Genomic DNA, 14,305 nt, shown 5'->3' on the forward strand with positions numbered 1-14,305 from the left:
GCTCAGCCCTCCAGGAACGCCACCAGCGCGTTCGCCAGCAGGTACGGGTCGTCCGCGCCGCACAGTTCGCGGGCGCTGTGCATCGACAGGATCGCGACGCCGATGTCCACGGTCGCGATGCCGTGCCGGGCCGCGGTGATGGGGCCGATCGTGGTGCCGCACGGCATCGCGTTGTTCGACACGAACGTCTGCCACGGCACGCCGGCCTTCTCGCAGGCCGCGGCGAACACGGCCCGGCCGCTGCCGTCGGTGGCGTAGCGCTGGTTGACGTTGACCTTGAGGATGGGGCCGCCGTTGGCGCGGGGGTGGTGCGTGGGGTCGTGGCGCTCGCCGTAGTTGGGGTGGACTGCGTGGCCGGTGTCGGAGGACAGACAGATGGTCCCGGCGAAGGCGCGGGCCCGGTCCTCCAGGGTGCCGCCGCGCGAGAAGACCGAGCGCTCCAGCACCGAACCGAGCAGCGGTCCCTCGGCGCCGGTGTCGGACTGGGAGCCGTTCTCCTCGTGGTCGAAGGCGGCGAGGACGGGGATGTACGGCAGCTCGCCGGAGGCGGCGACCGCGGTCAGCGCGGCCGTGCCCGCGTGGACGGACAGGAGGTTGTCCATCCGGGGGCCGGCCAGGAGCTCGCGGTCGCGGCCGAGGTAGGCGGGCGGTTCGATGGCATGGACCATCAGGTCCCAGCCGGTGACCTCGCCCTCGCCGACGCCCGACTCCTCCTCCAGGAACCGGATCAGGTCCCCCTCCTCGACGTCGCCGAGGCCCCAGACGGGCTGCATGTGGCGCTGGCGGTCCAGCTTGAGGCCGTCGGTGTTGACCGAGCGGTCCAGGTGGACGGCGAGCTGGGGGACGCGGAGCAGCGGGCGGTCGACGTTGACGAGCCGGTGCGAGCCGTCGCGCAGGGTCAGCCGGCCGGCCAGGCCCAGGTCGCGGTCGAGCCAGGTGTTGAGGAGCGTCCCGCCGTAGATCTCGACGGCGACCTGTCGCCAGCCGTGGGAGCCGGTGTCCGGCAGGGGCTTGACCCGCAGGTTGGGGGAGTCGGTGTGGGCGCCGACGATGCGGAAGGGGGTGTGGGCCGAGGCGCCTTCCGGTACGTACCAGGCGATCAGCGCGCCGCCGCGCAGCACGTACCGGCCGCCTGCGTTGCCGTCCCAGGAATCGGTCTCCAGCAGGTGGCGGAAGCCGGCCTTCTCCAGCCGCTCGGCGGCCTCGGCCACGGCATGGTACGGCGAGGGTGCTGCCGTCAGGAAGGACATGAGGTCGTCGGTGTGACCGCGGTCGAAGCGGGGGGATGGGCTGCTCATGGGTTCACCTTAACGAGGGGTGTGCGTGCGCCGGTTGCCGATGCGCGGCACCCCAGGTGGGCGGCCCTACGGGCTCCGCCGCGACGGTCTACGCGGCAGGGCCGCCGCCCGACGAGGTCGTGGCGGCGGCCCTGTGCGAGGGTGCGGCCGAGGTCAGAACGCGGCCTCGTCGAGGTCCATCAGCGAGCCGTCGACGGTCTCGGCGAGCGCGCGCTCGACGGAGACGCCCGGCAGGACGTTGGCGGCGAAGAACTTCGCGGCCGCGATCTTGCCCTGGTAGAACGGCACGTCCTTGGCGGACGCGGTCGGCAGCTTCTCGGCGGCCACGGCGGCGCCGCGCAGCAGCAGGTAGGCGACGACGACATCACCGGAGACCATCAGCAGCCGGGTGGTGTTGAGCCCGACCTTGTAGATGTTCTTGACGTCCTCGCCGGTGGCGATCAGGTCGTTCGTCATGGTGCCGACGATCGCCTCCAGGTCGACGGCCGCCTTGGCGAGCGCGTCGCGGGCCGGGGCGAGCTCGTCGCCGCCGGTGCCGACCGCGAGGAACTTCTTGATCTCCTCGGACAGCGCGTTCAGCGCCTGGCCCTGGTCGCGGACGATCTTCCGGAAGAAGTAGTCCTGGCCCTGGATGGCGGTGGTGCCCTCGTAGAGGGTGTCGATCTTGGCGTCGCGGATGTACTGCTCGACCGGGTACTCCTGGAGGTAGCCGGAGCCGCCGAAGGTCTGCAGCGACTGCGCCAGCTGCTCGTAGGACTTCTCCGAGCCGTAGCCCTTGACGATGGGCAGCAGCAGGTCGTTCAGCGCGACGAGGTCCTTGGCGTCCTCGCCGGCGGCCTCCTTGACGGCTATGTCGTCCTGGAGGGCGGCGGTGTAGAGCACCAGGGCGCGCATGCCCTCCGCGTAGGACTTCTGCGTCATGAGGGAGCGGCGCACGTCGGGGTGGTGCGTGATGGTGACCTTGGGCGCGGTCTTGTCCGCGAAGTTCTTCAGGTCCGGGCCCTGGACGCGCTCCTTGGCGTACTCCAGCGCGTTCAGGTAGCCGGTGGAGAGGGTGGCGATGGCCTTCGTGCCGACCATCATCCGGGCGAACTCGATGATCATGAACATCTGGCGGATGCCGTCGTGCTTGTCGCCGATCAGCCAGCCCTTGGCGGGGTGCTGGTCGCCGAACGTCATCTCGCAGGTGTTGGAGGCCTTCAGGCCCATCTTGTGCTCGACGTTCGTCGCGTACACGCCGTTGCGCTCGCCCAGCTCGCCGGTCTCCCAGTCGAAGTGGTACTTCGGGACGAGGAAGAGGGACAGGCCCTTGGTGCCCGGACCGGCGCCCTCGGGGCGGGCGAGGACGTAGTGGAGGATGTTCTCCTCCATGTCGTGCTCACCGGAGGTGATGAAGCGCTTCACGCCCTCGATGTGCCAGGAGCCGTCCTCCTGCTGGATCGCCTTGGTGCGTCCGGCGCCGACGTCCGAGCCGGCGTCCGGCTCGGTGAGGACCATGGTGGAGCCCCAGCGCTTGTCGACCGCGATCTGGGCGACCTTCTTCTGCGCCTCGTTGCCCTCCGTGAAGAGGATGCCGGCGAAGGCGGGGCCCGAGGAGTACATCCAGACGGCCGGGTTGGAGCCGAGCAGCAGCTCCGCGTAGGACCAGATCAGGGAGCGGGGCGAGGTGGTGCCGCCGATCTCCTCCGGCAGGCCCAGGCGCCAGTACTCCGAGTCCATGAAGGCCTCGTAGCTCTTCTTGAAGGAGGCCGGGACCGGGGCGGTGTTGGTGGCGGGGTCGAACACCGGCGGGTTGCGGTCGGCGTCCGCGAAGGACTCGGCCAGCTCGTTCTCCGCGAGGCGGGCGATCTCCTCGAGGATCGACTTGGCGGTGTCGACGTCCATCTCCGCGAACGGGCCGGTGCCGTACAGCTTGTCGCGCCCGAGGACCTCGAAGAGGTTGAACTCGATGTCGCGGAGATTCGACTTGTAGTGCCCCATGGCGACGGCTCCGTAAGGATCGGAAGATGGACTTGTCGTCCACGTACCAGTAAGTAGCTTCGATGATGCTACCCGTCGGTAATAAGATGCAACCCCTATCGGGGACTGTGACTCGTTACTCTTGCGCTCATGTACGGCTACGACCAGACCCCGGGCGCACAGCAGCAGCAGTACGTGCCGCAACAGCCCTCCTACGGAGAGCAGCCGCTGTACCCCGAGCCGTCGCCGCCGTCCCTGGCCGACGCGGTGCGGGCCTTCACGACGGGATCGATGTCGGCCGAGGACTTCCAGCAGATCTTCGCGACGTCGAAGGTCTACTGCCCGCGCGGCGACAACCCGGGCTTCCTGGCGCTGCACAACACCCAGCAGCCGGTCATCCCCATGTTCACGTCCCTCAAGGAGCTCCGCCGCTACGCGGGCAAGGACTCCAAGTACTTCGTCATCACCGGCGCCGAGGTGATCGACCTGCTGCCGACGGGGTACGGCTTCGTGCTCGACATGGAGGGTGACCACCGGATGGTCTTCGACGCGAAGGCCGTGGAGCAGATGGTCGACTTCGCCATGCGCCGGATGTACGGATAGGAGCCGGCGGGCAGGTTGTGGGACCGGGGCGCCCGGGAGGAATTCCTCCCGGGCGTTCGTCGTTCCCCGTGGCAAGAAGTTCAGGATTCAACTAAGCTGGTCGCACAAGGAGGTCCCGCCATGCCCGCAGTGACTGTCGAGAACCCGCTCACCCTGCCGCGCGTCGCCGCGCCCGCCGACGCCGTGTCCCGGCCGGTGCTCGCCGTGACCACGGCGCCCAGCGGCTTCGAAGGAGAGGGCTTCCCGGTGCGACGCGCGTTCGCCGGGATCAACTACCGCCACCTCGACCCGTTCATCATGATGGACCAGATGGGCGAGGTGGACTACGCGCCGGGCGAGCCGAAGGGGACCCCCTGGCACCCGCACCGCGGCTTCGAGACCGTCACGTACCTGATCGACGGGACCTTCGTCCATCAGGACAGCAACGGCGGCGGCGGCACCATCCGGAACGGCGACACCCAGTGGATGACCGCCGGCTCCGGCCTGCTGCACATCGAGGCGCCGCCTGAGCAGCTCGTCCTGTCCGGCGGCCTGTTCCACGGGCTCCAGCTGTGGGTGAACCTGCCCGCCAAGGACAAGATGATGGACCCCCGCTACCAGGACATCCGCGGCGGCCAGGTCCGGCTGCTGACCTCGGCCGACGGCGGTGCGCTGCTGCGGATCATCGCCGGTGAGCTGGACGGTCACGAGGGTCCGGGCATCACCCACACCCCGATCACCATGATCCACGCGACGCTGCGCCCGGGTGCGCAGATCCGGCTGCCGTGGCGCGAGGACTTCAACGGCCTGGCGTACGTCCTCGCCGGACGCGGCGCGGTCGGCGAGGAGCGTCGGCCGATCCACATGGGCCAGACCGCGGTGTTCGGCGCCGGCGGCGTCGTCACCGTCTGGGCGGACGACACCCAGAACGGCTCGCACACCGGCGACCTGGAGATCGTGCTGCTGGGCGGCGCGCCGATCCGCGAACCGATGGCGCACTACGGGCCGTTCGTGATGAACACCCGCGAGGAGCTCCAGCAGGCCTTCGAGGACTTCCAGAAGGGCCGGCTCGGTACGATCCCCGCCGTCCACGGCATGCAGGAGTCCGGGCCGACCGTCGCCTGACGGCGGACCGGGCCAGGGGGCTGACGCCGTGTCACCCCCCTGGCCGCTCCGGCAGGACGCGGAACGGGGGGCGTGATCGGCTGGGCACCGTGCAGACCCCTCACGTCCGGCCCGTCCTCCCCGATCCCGTGCGCCGACTCGCGGCCTGGTGCGTGGTCGTGCTGCTGCTGACGGGGGTCGCGGCGGTCGGCGTCTGGCTGGTCGTCACGCTCAAGACCTCCGTCACGGCGGTCCTGCTGGCGCTGCTCGGCACCGCACTGCTCGGACCGCTGTACCGGCGGCTCCTGCGCATGAAGGTGCGGCGCTCGCCGGCCGCCGGACTGACGTGCGCGGCCGTGCTCGCGGTCGTCGGCGGCGCGGCCTACATCGTGGTCAACGCGCTGCTGGAGACCGGCGACCAGATCATCTCCTCGCTCCGGCGGGCCGCCCGGGACCTCGCCCAGCACTTCGGCGCGGCGGGCACCTCGCTCGACGACGTCGCGGCCAACGCCAAGGAACTGCTGAGCAAGTTCGGCGGGACGGCCGCGTCCGGCGTGATCTCGGGACTGAGCGTGGTCGGCGAGATGATCGCCGTCGCCGTGCTGGCGCTGCTGCTCGTCTTCTTCTTCCTGCGCGACTCCGACCGCGCCGTCCTCACTCTGCGCTCCCTCGTCCCGCGCTCCACCGGCGACACCGCGGAGGCGATGGCCCGCCGCGCCTTCGAGGCGGTCGAGGGCTTCATGCGCGGAACCACCTTCATCGCGCTGATCGACGCCCTGTGCATCACCGTCGGGCTGCTGATCCTGCGCGTGCCCGGCGCGGTCGGCCTCGGGGCGCTGGTGTTCGTCGGCGCCTACATCCCGTACCTGGGGGCCTTCATCTCCGGCGCCGTCGCCGTACTCGTCGCGCTCGCCGACCGCGGATTCGTGATCGCGCTCTGGGTTCTGGGCGTCGTGCTCGCCGTCCAGGTGCTCGAAGGCCACGTGCTCCAGCCGATGATCCAGAGCCGTACGGTCCAGATGCACCCGGCCGTGGTGATGCTGGCGATCACGGCCGGGGCGAGCCTGGCCGGCATCCTCGGGATGCTGCTCGCCGTGCCCGTCACCGCCGCCGCCTTCGGCGTGATCGGCGAGCTGCGGGCCCGTTACGCCACGGGCGCCCCGTCCGGCCCGTCCGGGCCCTCGCCGGCGGCCGGCTCGTAGAGCTCGAACCAGATCGACTTGCCCTCGCCTCTCGGGTCCACGCCCCAGACGTCCGCCAGCACCTCCATCAGCACCAGGCCGCGCCCGGACGACGCCATCTCGCCGGGACGGCGCTTGTGCGGGAGCTCGTCGCTCGGGTCGGTGACCTCCACGCGCAGCCTGCGGCCCTTCTCCCCATGGGCGACCTCGGCGGCCAGCAGGGCGTTGCCGTCCGTGTGGACGAGCACGTTGGTGACCATCTCGGAGACCATCAGCACCGCGGAGTCGATCTGCTCCTCGTCCGACCAGTCGTGCAGCAGCTCGCGCACCTGCTGCCTCGCCGCCGCGATCCGCTCCGGCTGCGCCTGCGCGACGCTCATCGCCGTGCGCCGGGTGGGCCGCCGGGCGGGCTCGGCCTCCCGGGTGAGCAGCAGGACCGCGATGTCGTCCTCGCGCCGGTCGGCCAGCGGGCCGGTCGTGTAGTGCGAGGTCGGTCCGTGGACGGCCTGGACGAGGGTGTCGGCGAGATCCTCCAGGGGCCGGCCCGCGTTCCCCTCCAGCACGGCCCGCAGCCGCGCCCAGCCGGTGTCCAGGTCGTGCCCGCCGGTCTCCAGGAGCCCGTCCGTGCAGATCATCAGCGTCACGCCGGCCTCCAGCACGAACCGGGTCGTCGGATAGTCCGTGTCCGGGTCGATGCCGAGCGGCAGTCCGCCCTCGGTGGCCCGGAGCAGCACGGTGCCGTCGGAGGTGATCACGGCGGGCTCGGGATGGCCGGCGCGGGCGATCTCGACCAGGCCGGTGGACGGCTCGACCTCCAGGTAGAGGCAGGTGGCGAATCTGGGGCCCGCGTGGTCGCCGGTCTCGTGCGCGTCCGTGACGCCGTGCAGGAAGCGGGAGGCACGGGAGAGGACCGCATCGGGCCGGTGGCCCTCGGAGGCGTACGCGCGCAGGGCGATCCGCAGCTGGCCCATGAGCCCAGCGGCGCGCACGTCGTGGCCCTGCACGTCGCCGATGACCAGCGCCACACGTCCGGACGGCAGCGGGATCATGTCGTACCAGTCGCCGCCGACCTGGAGTCCGCCGCCGGTGGGCACGTACCGGGCGGCCACGGTCATGCCCGGGATGCCGGGGCCGAGCGTCGGCATCATCGTGCGCTGGAGGCCGAGCGAGAGTTCCCGTTCGGACTCGGCGGCCCCGGCGCGGGCGAGCGCCTGGGCGAGCATGCGGGCCACGGTGGTCAGCACCGAGCGCTCGTCGGGGGTGAAGGCGACCGGGTGGCGGAAGGCGGCCATCCACGCGCCGATGGTGCGCCCGGCGACGATCAGCGGCAGGAAGGCCCACGACCGGCGGCCGAAGCGCCGGGCGAGCGGCCAGGTGACGGGAAAGCGGCGGCGGTAGTCGTCCGGCGTCGGCAGGTAGATCGCGCGGCCGGTACGGACGACCTCGGAGGCCGGGTAGTCGGTGTCCAGCGGCAGGTCGCTGAAGGGCTCGTCGTCGCCCTCGCCGTGCCCGTGGTGGCCGATGATCGTCAGCCGGTCGCCGCGGACGCCGAAGACGGCGAGTCCGTCGGGCGAGAAGCCCGGCATGGACAGGGACGCGGCGACGCGCAGGACCTCGGCCGTGGAGCGGGCCTCCGCCAGCGCGCGGCCCGCGTCCAGCAGGAACGCCTCGCGGGAGCGCCGCCAGTCGCCGGTGATCGACGTCTGGGCGGCGGTGGCGCTCGGCCTCGGCTCGGTGACCTCCTGGATCGTGCCGATCAGCCGGTAGTGCGCGCCGTCGAGGACGGGCTTGCTGCGGCTGCGGACGGTGCGCAGGACCCGGCCCGCCCCGTCGACGATGCGCAGCCGCGCCTCGGCGAGGGTGCCCTCGGCGGCCGCGAGGGCGACGATCCCGTTCACCTCGTTCCAGTCGACCGGGTGGAAGCGGGAGCGCACGGCGGCCTCCGAGTACTCGCCGGGCTCCGCGGGCAGCCCCAGCAGCCGGGCGGCCTCCGCGTCGAGCGTGACCGTCCCGGACGCGTCGTCCCAGCGCCACAGGCCCGTCGCGATGGCGGCCAGCACGTCCTCCGTACGCATGGCCCTCACCCTATTCCGGCCCCCAAGGTCATGACGCGCCGGACGGTGTCACGGGGCAGCGGCCAGACAGCCGGGCCTCGCGGCCGGCCGATGTGACGCTGTCGCGTCTATGTCAATGAGCCGCGGCGGGGCCGGGCGGTAACCTTGCAAAGGTTGCCCGACCCCGACACTCCAAGACTGGATGAACGACGATGCATCGGTACAGGTCCCACACCTGCGGCGAGCTCCGCGCCTCTGACGTCAACGCGGACGTCCGGCTGAGCGGCTGGCTGCACAATCGCCGAGACCTGGGCGGCATCCTCTTCATCGATCTGCGTGATCACTACGGCATCACGCAGCTCGTCGCCCGCCCGGGGACCGCGGCCTACGAGGCCCTGGACAAGGTGAACAAGGAGTCGGTCGTCCGCGTCGACGGCAAGGTCGTCTCCCGCGGCGCCGAGAACGTCAACCCCGACCTGCCGACCGGCGAGATCGAGGTCGAGGTGTCCGCGGTCGAGCTCCTGGGCGCGGCGCAGCAGCTGCCGTTCCAGATCAACACCGACGACGGCGTGGGCGAGGAGCGACGCCTGGAGTACCGCTTCCTCGACCTGCGCCGCGAGCGCATGCACCGCAACATCATGCTGCGCACGGCCGTGATCTCCGCGATCCGGCACAAGATGACGGCCCTCGGCTTCAACGAGATGGCCACCCCGATCCTGACCGCCACCTCCCCCGAGGGCGCGCGGGACTTCGTGGTGCCGTCCCGGCTGAACCCCGGCAAGTTCTACGCGCTGCCGCAGGCGCCGCAGCAGTTCAAGCAGCTGTTCATGATCTCCGGCTTCGACCGCTACTTCCAGATCGCGCCCTGCTTCCGCGACGAGGACGCCCGCGCCGACCGCTCGCCGGGCGAGTTCTACCAGCTCGACGTCGAGATGAGCTTCGTCGAGCAGGAGGACGTCTTCCAGCCGATCGAGAAGCTGATGACCGAGCTCTTCGAGGAGTTCGGCGGCGGCCGCCACGTCACCTCGCCGTTCCCGCGCATCCCGTTCCGCGAGTCGATGCTGAAGTACGGCAACGACAAGCCGGACCTGCGGGCACAGCTGGAGCTCGTCGACATCACCGACGTCTTCGCGGGCTCGGAGTTCAAGGCGTTCGCCGGCAAGCACGTCCGCGCCCTGCCCGTGCCGGACACGGCCGCCCAGCCGCGGAAGTTCTTCGACGGCCTCGGCGAGTTCGCCGTCGAGCACGGTGCGAAGGGCCTCGCCTGGGTGCGGGTCGGCGAGAACGGCGCCCTGACCGGCCCGATCGCCAAGTTCCTCACCGAGGAGGACGTCAAGGTCCTCACCGAGCGCCTGTCCCTCGCCCCCGGCCACGCGGTCTTCTTCGGCGCGGGCGAGTTCGACGAGGTCTCCAAGATCATGGGCGCGGTCCGCGTCGAGGCCGCCAGGCGCGCCGGCCACTTCGAGGAGAACGTCTTCCGGTTCTGCTGGATCGTCGACTTCCCGATGTACGAGAAGGACGAGGAGACCGGCAAGATCGACTTCTCGCACAACCCCTTCTCGATGCCGCAGGGCGGCCTGGAGGCCCTGGAGACGCAGGACCCGCTGGACATCCTGGGCTGGCAGTACGACATCGTCTGCAACGGTGTCGAGCTGTCCTCCGGAGCCATCCGGAACCACGAGCCCGAGATCATGTTCAAGGCGTTCGAGATCGCGGGGTACTCGCGGGAGACCGTCGAGCGCGAGTTCGCCGGCATGCTGCGGGCCTTCCAGTACGGCGCCCCGCCGCACGGCGGCATCGCCCCCGGCGTCGACCGCATCGTCATGCTGCTCGCCGACGAGCCGAACATCCGCGAGACCATCGCGTTCCCGCTCAACGGCAACGCGCAGGACCTGATGATGGGCGCCCCGACGGAGCTGGAGGAGGCCCGCCTGCGCGAGCTGAACATCGCGCTGCGCAAGCCGGTAGCCAAGTCCGGCGACGACAAGGACAAGTAACGCCTTCCGTTCCGCAGAGCGCCCCCGGCCACCGGCCGGGGGCGCTCTGCGTCGTGCACGCATGCGAAAGGGGCCGGACTCCGGGTCCGGCCCCTCTTCGCGTGTACGGCGTCCTTACGCCGGCTTCTCCTCCAGGCGCGGGAACAGCACCGCGCCCTTCGTCACCGTCGCGCCGGCGGGGAGCCTGCCCCACTCGCCCGCGTCCTGGACCCGCTGGTCGGCCAGCGTGCCGAGGACCGGCTCCGCGCCGAGCGACTCCCAGAGCTTCTGGGACGTCTCCGGCATCACCGGGTTCAGCAGGACCGCGACCGCGCGCAGGGACTCCGCGGCGGTGTAGAGGATCGTGGCCAGGCGGGCACGGCCCTCGTCGGAATCGTCCTTGGCGACCTTCCAGGGCTCCTGCTCCGTGATGTAGCCGTTGACCTGCTTCACGAAGTCGAAGATCGCCAGGATGCCGCCCTGGAAGTCCAGCTCCTCGCCGATCTTCCGGTCGGCCTCGGCGACCGCCTTGGCCAGGCCGTCCTGGACGGCCTTCTCGGCGTCCCCGGCGGCCGTGGCCTCCGGCAGCTCGCCGCCGAAGTACTTGCCCACCATCGCCGCGACGCGCGAGGCGAGGTTGCCGTAGTCGTTCGCGAGCTCGGAGGTGTAGCGGGCGGTGAAGTCCTCCCAGGAGAACGAGCCGTCGCTGCCGAAGGCGATCGCGCGCAGGAAGTACCAGCGGTAGGCGTCCACGCCGAAGTGCGAGGTCAGGTCCTGCGGCTTGATGCCGGTCAGGTTCGACTTCGACATCTTCTCGCCGCCTACCATCAGCCAGCCGTTGGCCGCGACCTTGCCGGGCACCGGCAGGCCCTGCGCCATCAGCATGGCGGGCCAGATCACCGCGTGGAAGCGGAGGATGTCCTTGCCGACCAGGTGCACGTTGGCCGGGAAGGTCTCCTCGAACTTCGCCGGGTTCTCGTTGTAGCCGACCGCGGTCGCGTAGTTGAGCAGCGCGTCGACCCACACGTAGATGACGTGCTTCTCGTCCCACGGCACCGGGACGCCCCAGTCGAAGGTGGAGCGCGAGATCGACAGGTCCTGGAGGCCCTGCTTGACGAAGTTCACGACCTCGTTGCGGGCGGACTCGGGCTGGATGAAGTCCGGGTTCGCCGTGTAGAGGTCGAGCAGCTTCGGGCCGTACTCGGAGAGCTTGAAGAAGTAGTTCTCCTCCTTGAGGATCTCCACCGGCTTCTTGTGGACGGCGCACAGCTTCGTGCCGTCCTCGGCCTCGATGAGATCCCCGGGGAGCTTGTACTCCTCGCAGCCCACGCAGTACGGGCCCTCGTACCCGCCCTTGTAGATCTCGCCCTTGTCGTACAGGTCCTGCACGAACTCCTGCACACGGTCCGTGTGCCGCTTCTCCGTGGTGCGGATGAAGTCGTCGTTCGCGATGTTCAGGTGCTCCCAGAGGGGCTTCCACGCCTCCTCGACGAGCTTGTCGCACCATGCCTGGGGCGTGACGTTGTTCGCCTCGGCCGTGCGCATGATCTTCTGACCGTGCTCGTCCGTGCCGGTGAGGTACCACACCTTCTCGCCGCGCTGACGGTGCCAGCGGGTGAGCACGTCGCCTGCGACGGTCGTGTAGGCGTGGCCCAGGTGAGGAGCGTCGTTGACGTAGTAGATGGGGGTCGAGACGTAGTACGCCTTCGCCCCCTGCTTCTCGGATCCAGTGGCCGCCATGGTCGAAATCCTATCGGCCCTGCGGAGATCAACTCACACGCATAAGGCCGGACCGCCCCACGACGCCCGACGGCCGGGCCGCGCTGTGTGCGCGGCCCGGCCGTCGGGGTGTCGTTCGCCGGCCCGGTCAGGGGCGCCAGGTGCCGAGGAGGCCCTCGAACACCTCGGCGTCCGGCAGCTCGGCGGGCGCGGGGCCGGCGTGGAAGAACGCCGCGCCCGCGACCTGGAGCTTGCGGAGGTAGTCGAACGCCTTGGCGTCGTGCTCGCCGAACGCCACGAACTGCCAGAAGACCGGCCGGTCGGCGGCGGCCGTGAGGGCGGCGGTGGCGGCGGTCTTGGACTCGGGCGCGCCGTCGGTCTGGAAGATCACGAACGCGGGGGCGTCCGTGGCCGCCTTGGCGTGCAGGGCGAGGACCTCCTCGACGGCGAGGTGGTAGTTCGTCCGGCCCATCCGGCCGAGCCCGGCGTGCAGCTCGTCGACGCGGCCCTCGTGGGCGTCGAGGGTGAGCTCCCCGGTGCCGTCGATCTCGGTCGAGAAGAAGACGACGTCGACGGTGGCGCGCTCGTCGAGGTGCGCGGCGAGGGCGAGCGCCTGCTCGCCGAGGCGCTGGGCGCTGCCGTCCTTGAAGAAGGGGCGCATGGACCCGGACCGGTCGAGCACGAGGTAGACCCGCGCGCGTGCGCCGGTGAGCCCGGCCTTCTTGAGGGCGGCGCCCGCGGCCTTGTAGGCGTCGACGATCCGGGGTGCCCGCGTCTTGAGGCGCGCGAGCGGGACGGCGGCCTTGCCCTCGACCGCGCCGGCTTCCGGCTCGGTCTCGGTCTTGGTCTCGGGGGTGGCGGTCTGGGCCGCGAGCGGCTCGGCCTCGGCCGGCTCCGCGGGCGCGGCGGCCTCGGGCTCGGCCGCGACGGTCTGGGGCTCGGCGTCCTCGACAGGTGCGACGGCCTCGACCTCGGCCGGCTCCGCGGGCGCAGCGGCCTCCGGCTCGGCCGCGACGGTCTCGGGCTCGGCGTCGTCCGCAGGCGCGGCGACCTCGGCCTCGGCCGGCTCCGCGGGCGCGGCGGCCTCGGGCTCGGCCGCGTCGGCCTCCGGCTCGGGGGCGGCGGCCTCGGCCTCGGTCGGCTCCGCAGGCGCGGCGGCCTCGGCCTCGGTCGGCTCCGCAGGCGTGACGGCTTCGGGCTCGGCGTCCGGGGTGTCCTCGGTGGGGGCCTCCTCCGCAGCTGTGGCGTTGTCGTCGGGGGCGTTGTCCTGCGGCTCGACCGCGTCGGCCTCCGGCTCGGGGGCGGCGGCCTCGGGCTTGACGTCCTCGACAGGTGCGACGGCCTCGGGCTCGGCCGCGTCGGCCTCCGGCTCGGGGGCGGCGGCCTCGGGCTTGACGTCCTCGACAGGTGCGACGGCCTCGGGCTCGGCCGCGTCGGCCTCCGGCTCGGGGGCGGCGGCCTCGGGCTTGACGTCCTCGACAGGTGCGACGGCCTCGGGCTCGGCCGCGTCGGCCTCCGGCTCGGGGGCGGCGGCCTCGGGCTTGACGTCCTCGACAGGTGCGACGGCCTCGGGCTCGGCCGCGTCGGCCTCCGGCTCGGGGGCGGCGGCCTCGGGCTTGACGTCCTCGACAGGTGCGACGGCCTCGGGCTCGGCCGCGTCGGCCTCCGGCTCGGGAGCGGTCTCGGCCGCGGCGGTCTCCGGCTCGATGTCCTCCGCAGGCGCGGCGGCCTTGACCTCGGTCGGCTCCGCAGGCGCGGCGGCCTCGACCTCGGCGTCCTCGACAGGTGCGACGGCCTCCTCGGCCGCGGCGGGCTCCGGGGTGGCGGACTCCGCAGGCGCGGAGGGCTCCTGTGCGGGCGCCGTCGTCGACGGCTTCGACTGAGTGGGGAAGCGCGGGGTCGGGTTGTCGAACGCCGCCGAGACCAGGTCCGACGCCCGGTCCGCCGAGACCAGGTCCGACGCCCGGTCCGCCGAGACCAGGTCCGACGCCCGGTCCGCCGCGTTCTGGGCCGGCACCGTGGCCGGTTCCGTGGCCGTCTCCGTGGCCGGTTCCGTGCGCTCCGTCTGGGCGGGAACGGAGGCCGCCGCCGACTCCTCGCGCCCGGCGCCGTCAGCGCGATCGCGGCCGAACACCTTGCGCAGCAAGCTCCGAATACCCATGGGCGGGGCCTTTCGCATGAGTTGGGTGCGGTGACTGTCCGCTCTGCAGACGTTCCCCCCGGGCAATGCAGGCCAGGGCGGACACGTAAGGTTAGCGGCCGCCCGTCGCGGCTTCCGGGAGGGCACCCGCATGCCCCGTCCGCACACACCGACCGCGCCCCGTGTGCACCCCATTCATTCCTCGTTCACCTCGTGTCCGCCGCCGGGCAGAGGAGCACACCTAACGTCACCGCCGGAATCATTCCGACACCATGTCGGCGCAGGATGCGCC

The 14,305-nt window shown here is 71.4% G+C and carries 9 protein-coding genes; 4 read left to right on the forward strand and 5 right to left on the reverse strand.

Going from position 1 to position 14,305, the window contains the following annotated elements; translation table 11 throughout:
• Positions 1 to 2 precede the first annotated feature (2 nt).
• Together HW130_RS11520 and HW130_RS11525 are read right to left on the reverse strand one after the other, a co-directional pair.
• Positions 3 to 1,298, reverse strand: coding sequence for a M18 family aminopeptidase (locus HW130_RS11520; RefSeq protein WP_177149388.1), 1,296 nt, complete (start codon positions 1,296 to 1,298; stop codon positions 3 to 5).
• 153 nt (positions 1,299 to 1,451) lie between these two features.
• Positions 1,452 to 3,278, reverse strand: a complete 1,827-nt coding sequence (locus HW130_RS11525) for an acyl-CoA dehydrogenase (protein WP_177149389.1) — start codon at positions 3,276 to 3,278, stop codon at positions 1,452 to 1,454.
• Positions 3,279 to 3,407: 129 nt separating this feature from the next.
• Between HW130_RS11525 and HW130_RS11530 the strand changes: the two genes are divergently transcribed.
• The 3 genes from HW130_RS11530 (at position 3,408) to HW130_RS11540 (ending at position 6,145) form a co-directional block, all read left to right on the forward strand.
• Positions 3,408 to 3,860 (forward strand): SseB family protein, encoded by a 453-nt coding sequence (locus HW130_RS11530; RefSeq protein WP_177149390.1) that lies wholly within the window; start codon positions 3,408 to 3,410, stop codon positions 3,858 to 3,860.
• Between the two features lie 120 nt (positions 3,861 to 3,980).
• Complete coding sequence (locus tag HW130_RS11535; protein WP_177149391.1) at positions 3,981 to 4,964, forward strand: pirin family protein; 984 nt, start codon at positions 3,981 to 3,983, stop codon at positions 4,962 to 4,964.
• An 89-nt stretch (positions 4,965 to 5,053) separates the two neighbouring features.
• The gene (locus HW130_RS11540; protein ID WP_177149392.1) at positions 5,054 to 6,145 is read left to right on the forward strand and encodes an AI-2E family transporter; all 1,092 of its coding nucleotides are present in this window, start codon (positions 5,054 to 5,056) and stop codon (positions 6,143 to 6,145) included.
• Here HW130_RS11540 and HW130_RS11545 read toward each other — a convergent pair.
• Positions 6,088 to 8,199, reverse strand: a complete 2,112-nt coding sequence (locus HW130_RS11545; protein ID WP_177149393.1) for a SpoIIE family protein phosphatase — start codon at positions 8,197 to 8,199, stop codon at positions 6,088 to 6,090. The genes HW130_RS11540 and HW130_RS11545 overlap by 58 nt on opposite strands.
• Positions 8,200 to 8,390: 191 nt before the next feature.
• Between HW130_RS11545 and aspS the strand changes: the two genes are divergently transcribed.
• Positions 8,391 to 10,175, forward strand: coding sequence for an aspartate--tRNA ligase (gene aspS / locus HW130_RS11550; protein ID WP_177149394.1), 1,785 nt, complete (start codon positions 8,391 to 8,393; stop codon positions 10,173 to 10,175).
• Positions 10,176 to 10,289: 114 nt separating this feature from the next.
• Here the strand turns inward: aspS and metG are convergent, their stop codons facing one another.
• Both metG and HW130_RS11560 read right to left on the reverse strand, forming a co-directional pair.
• Positions 10,290 to 11,894, reverse strand: coding sequence for a methionine--tRNA ligase (metG, locus tag HW130_RS11555; RefSeq protein WP_177149395.1), 1,605 nt, complete (start codon positions 11,892 to 11,894; stop codon positions 10,290 to 10,292).
• Positions 11,895 to 12,021: 127 nt separating this feature from the next.
• Positions 12,022 to 14,034 (reverse strand): VWA domain-containing protein, encoded by a 2,013-nt coding sequence (locus HW130_RS11560; RefSeq protein ID WP_177149396.1) that lies wholly within the window; start codon positions 14,032 to 14,034, stop codon positions 12,022 to 12,024.
• Positions 14,035 to 14,305: the final 271 nt, after the last annotated feature.

The organism is Streptomyces sp. PKU-EA00015, assembly GCF_013387495.1.
Classification (GTDB): Bacteria; Actinomycetota; Actinomycetes; order Streptomycetales; family Streptomycetaceae; genus Streptomyces.

Bases quoted from the DNA above. Each gene is read 5' to 3' on its own strand.
- HW130_RS11520 (WP_177149388.1), bottom strand. From the start codon at position 1,298: ATGAGCAGCCCATCCCCCCGCTTCGACCGCGGTCACACCGACGACCTC.
- HW130_RS11525 (WP_177149389.1), bottom strand. From the start codon at position 3,278: ATGGGGCACTACAAGTCGAATCTCCGCGACATCGAGTTCAACCTCTTC.
- HW130_RS11530 (WP_177149390.1), top strand. From the start codon at position 3,408: ATGTACGGCTACGACCAGACCCCGGGCGCACAGCAGCAGCAGTACGTG.
- HW130_RS11535 (WP_177149391.1), top strand. From the start codon at position 3,981: ATGCCCGCAGTGACTGTCGAGAACCCGCTCACCCTGCCGCGCGTCGCC.
- HW130_RS11545 (WP_177149393.1), bottom strand. From the start codon at position 8,199: ATGCGTACGGAGGACGTGCTGGCCGCCATCGCGACGGGCCTGTGGCGC.
- aspS (WP_177149394.1), top strand. From the start codon at position 8,391: ATGCATCGGTACAGGTCCCACACCTGCGGCGAGCTCCGCGCCTCTGAC.
- metG (WP_177149395.1), bottom strand. From the start codon at position 11,894: ATGGCGGCCACTGGATCCGAGAAGCAGGGGGCGAAGGCGTACTACGTC.
- HW130_RS11560 (WP_177149396.1), bottom strand. From the start codon at position 14,034: ATGGGTATTCGGAGCTTGCTGCGCAAGGTGTTCGGCCGCGATCGCGCT.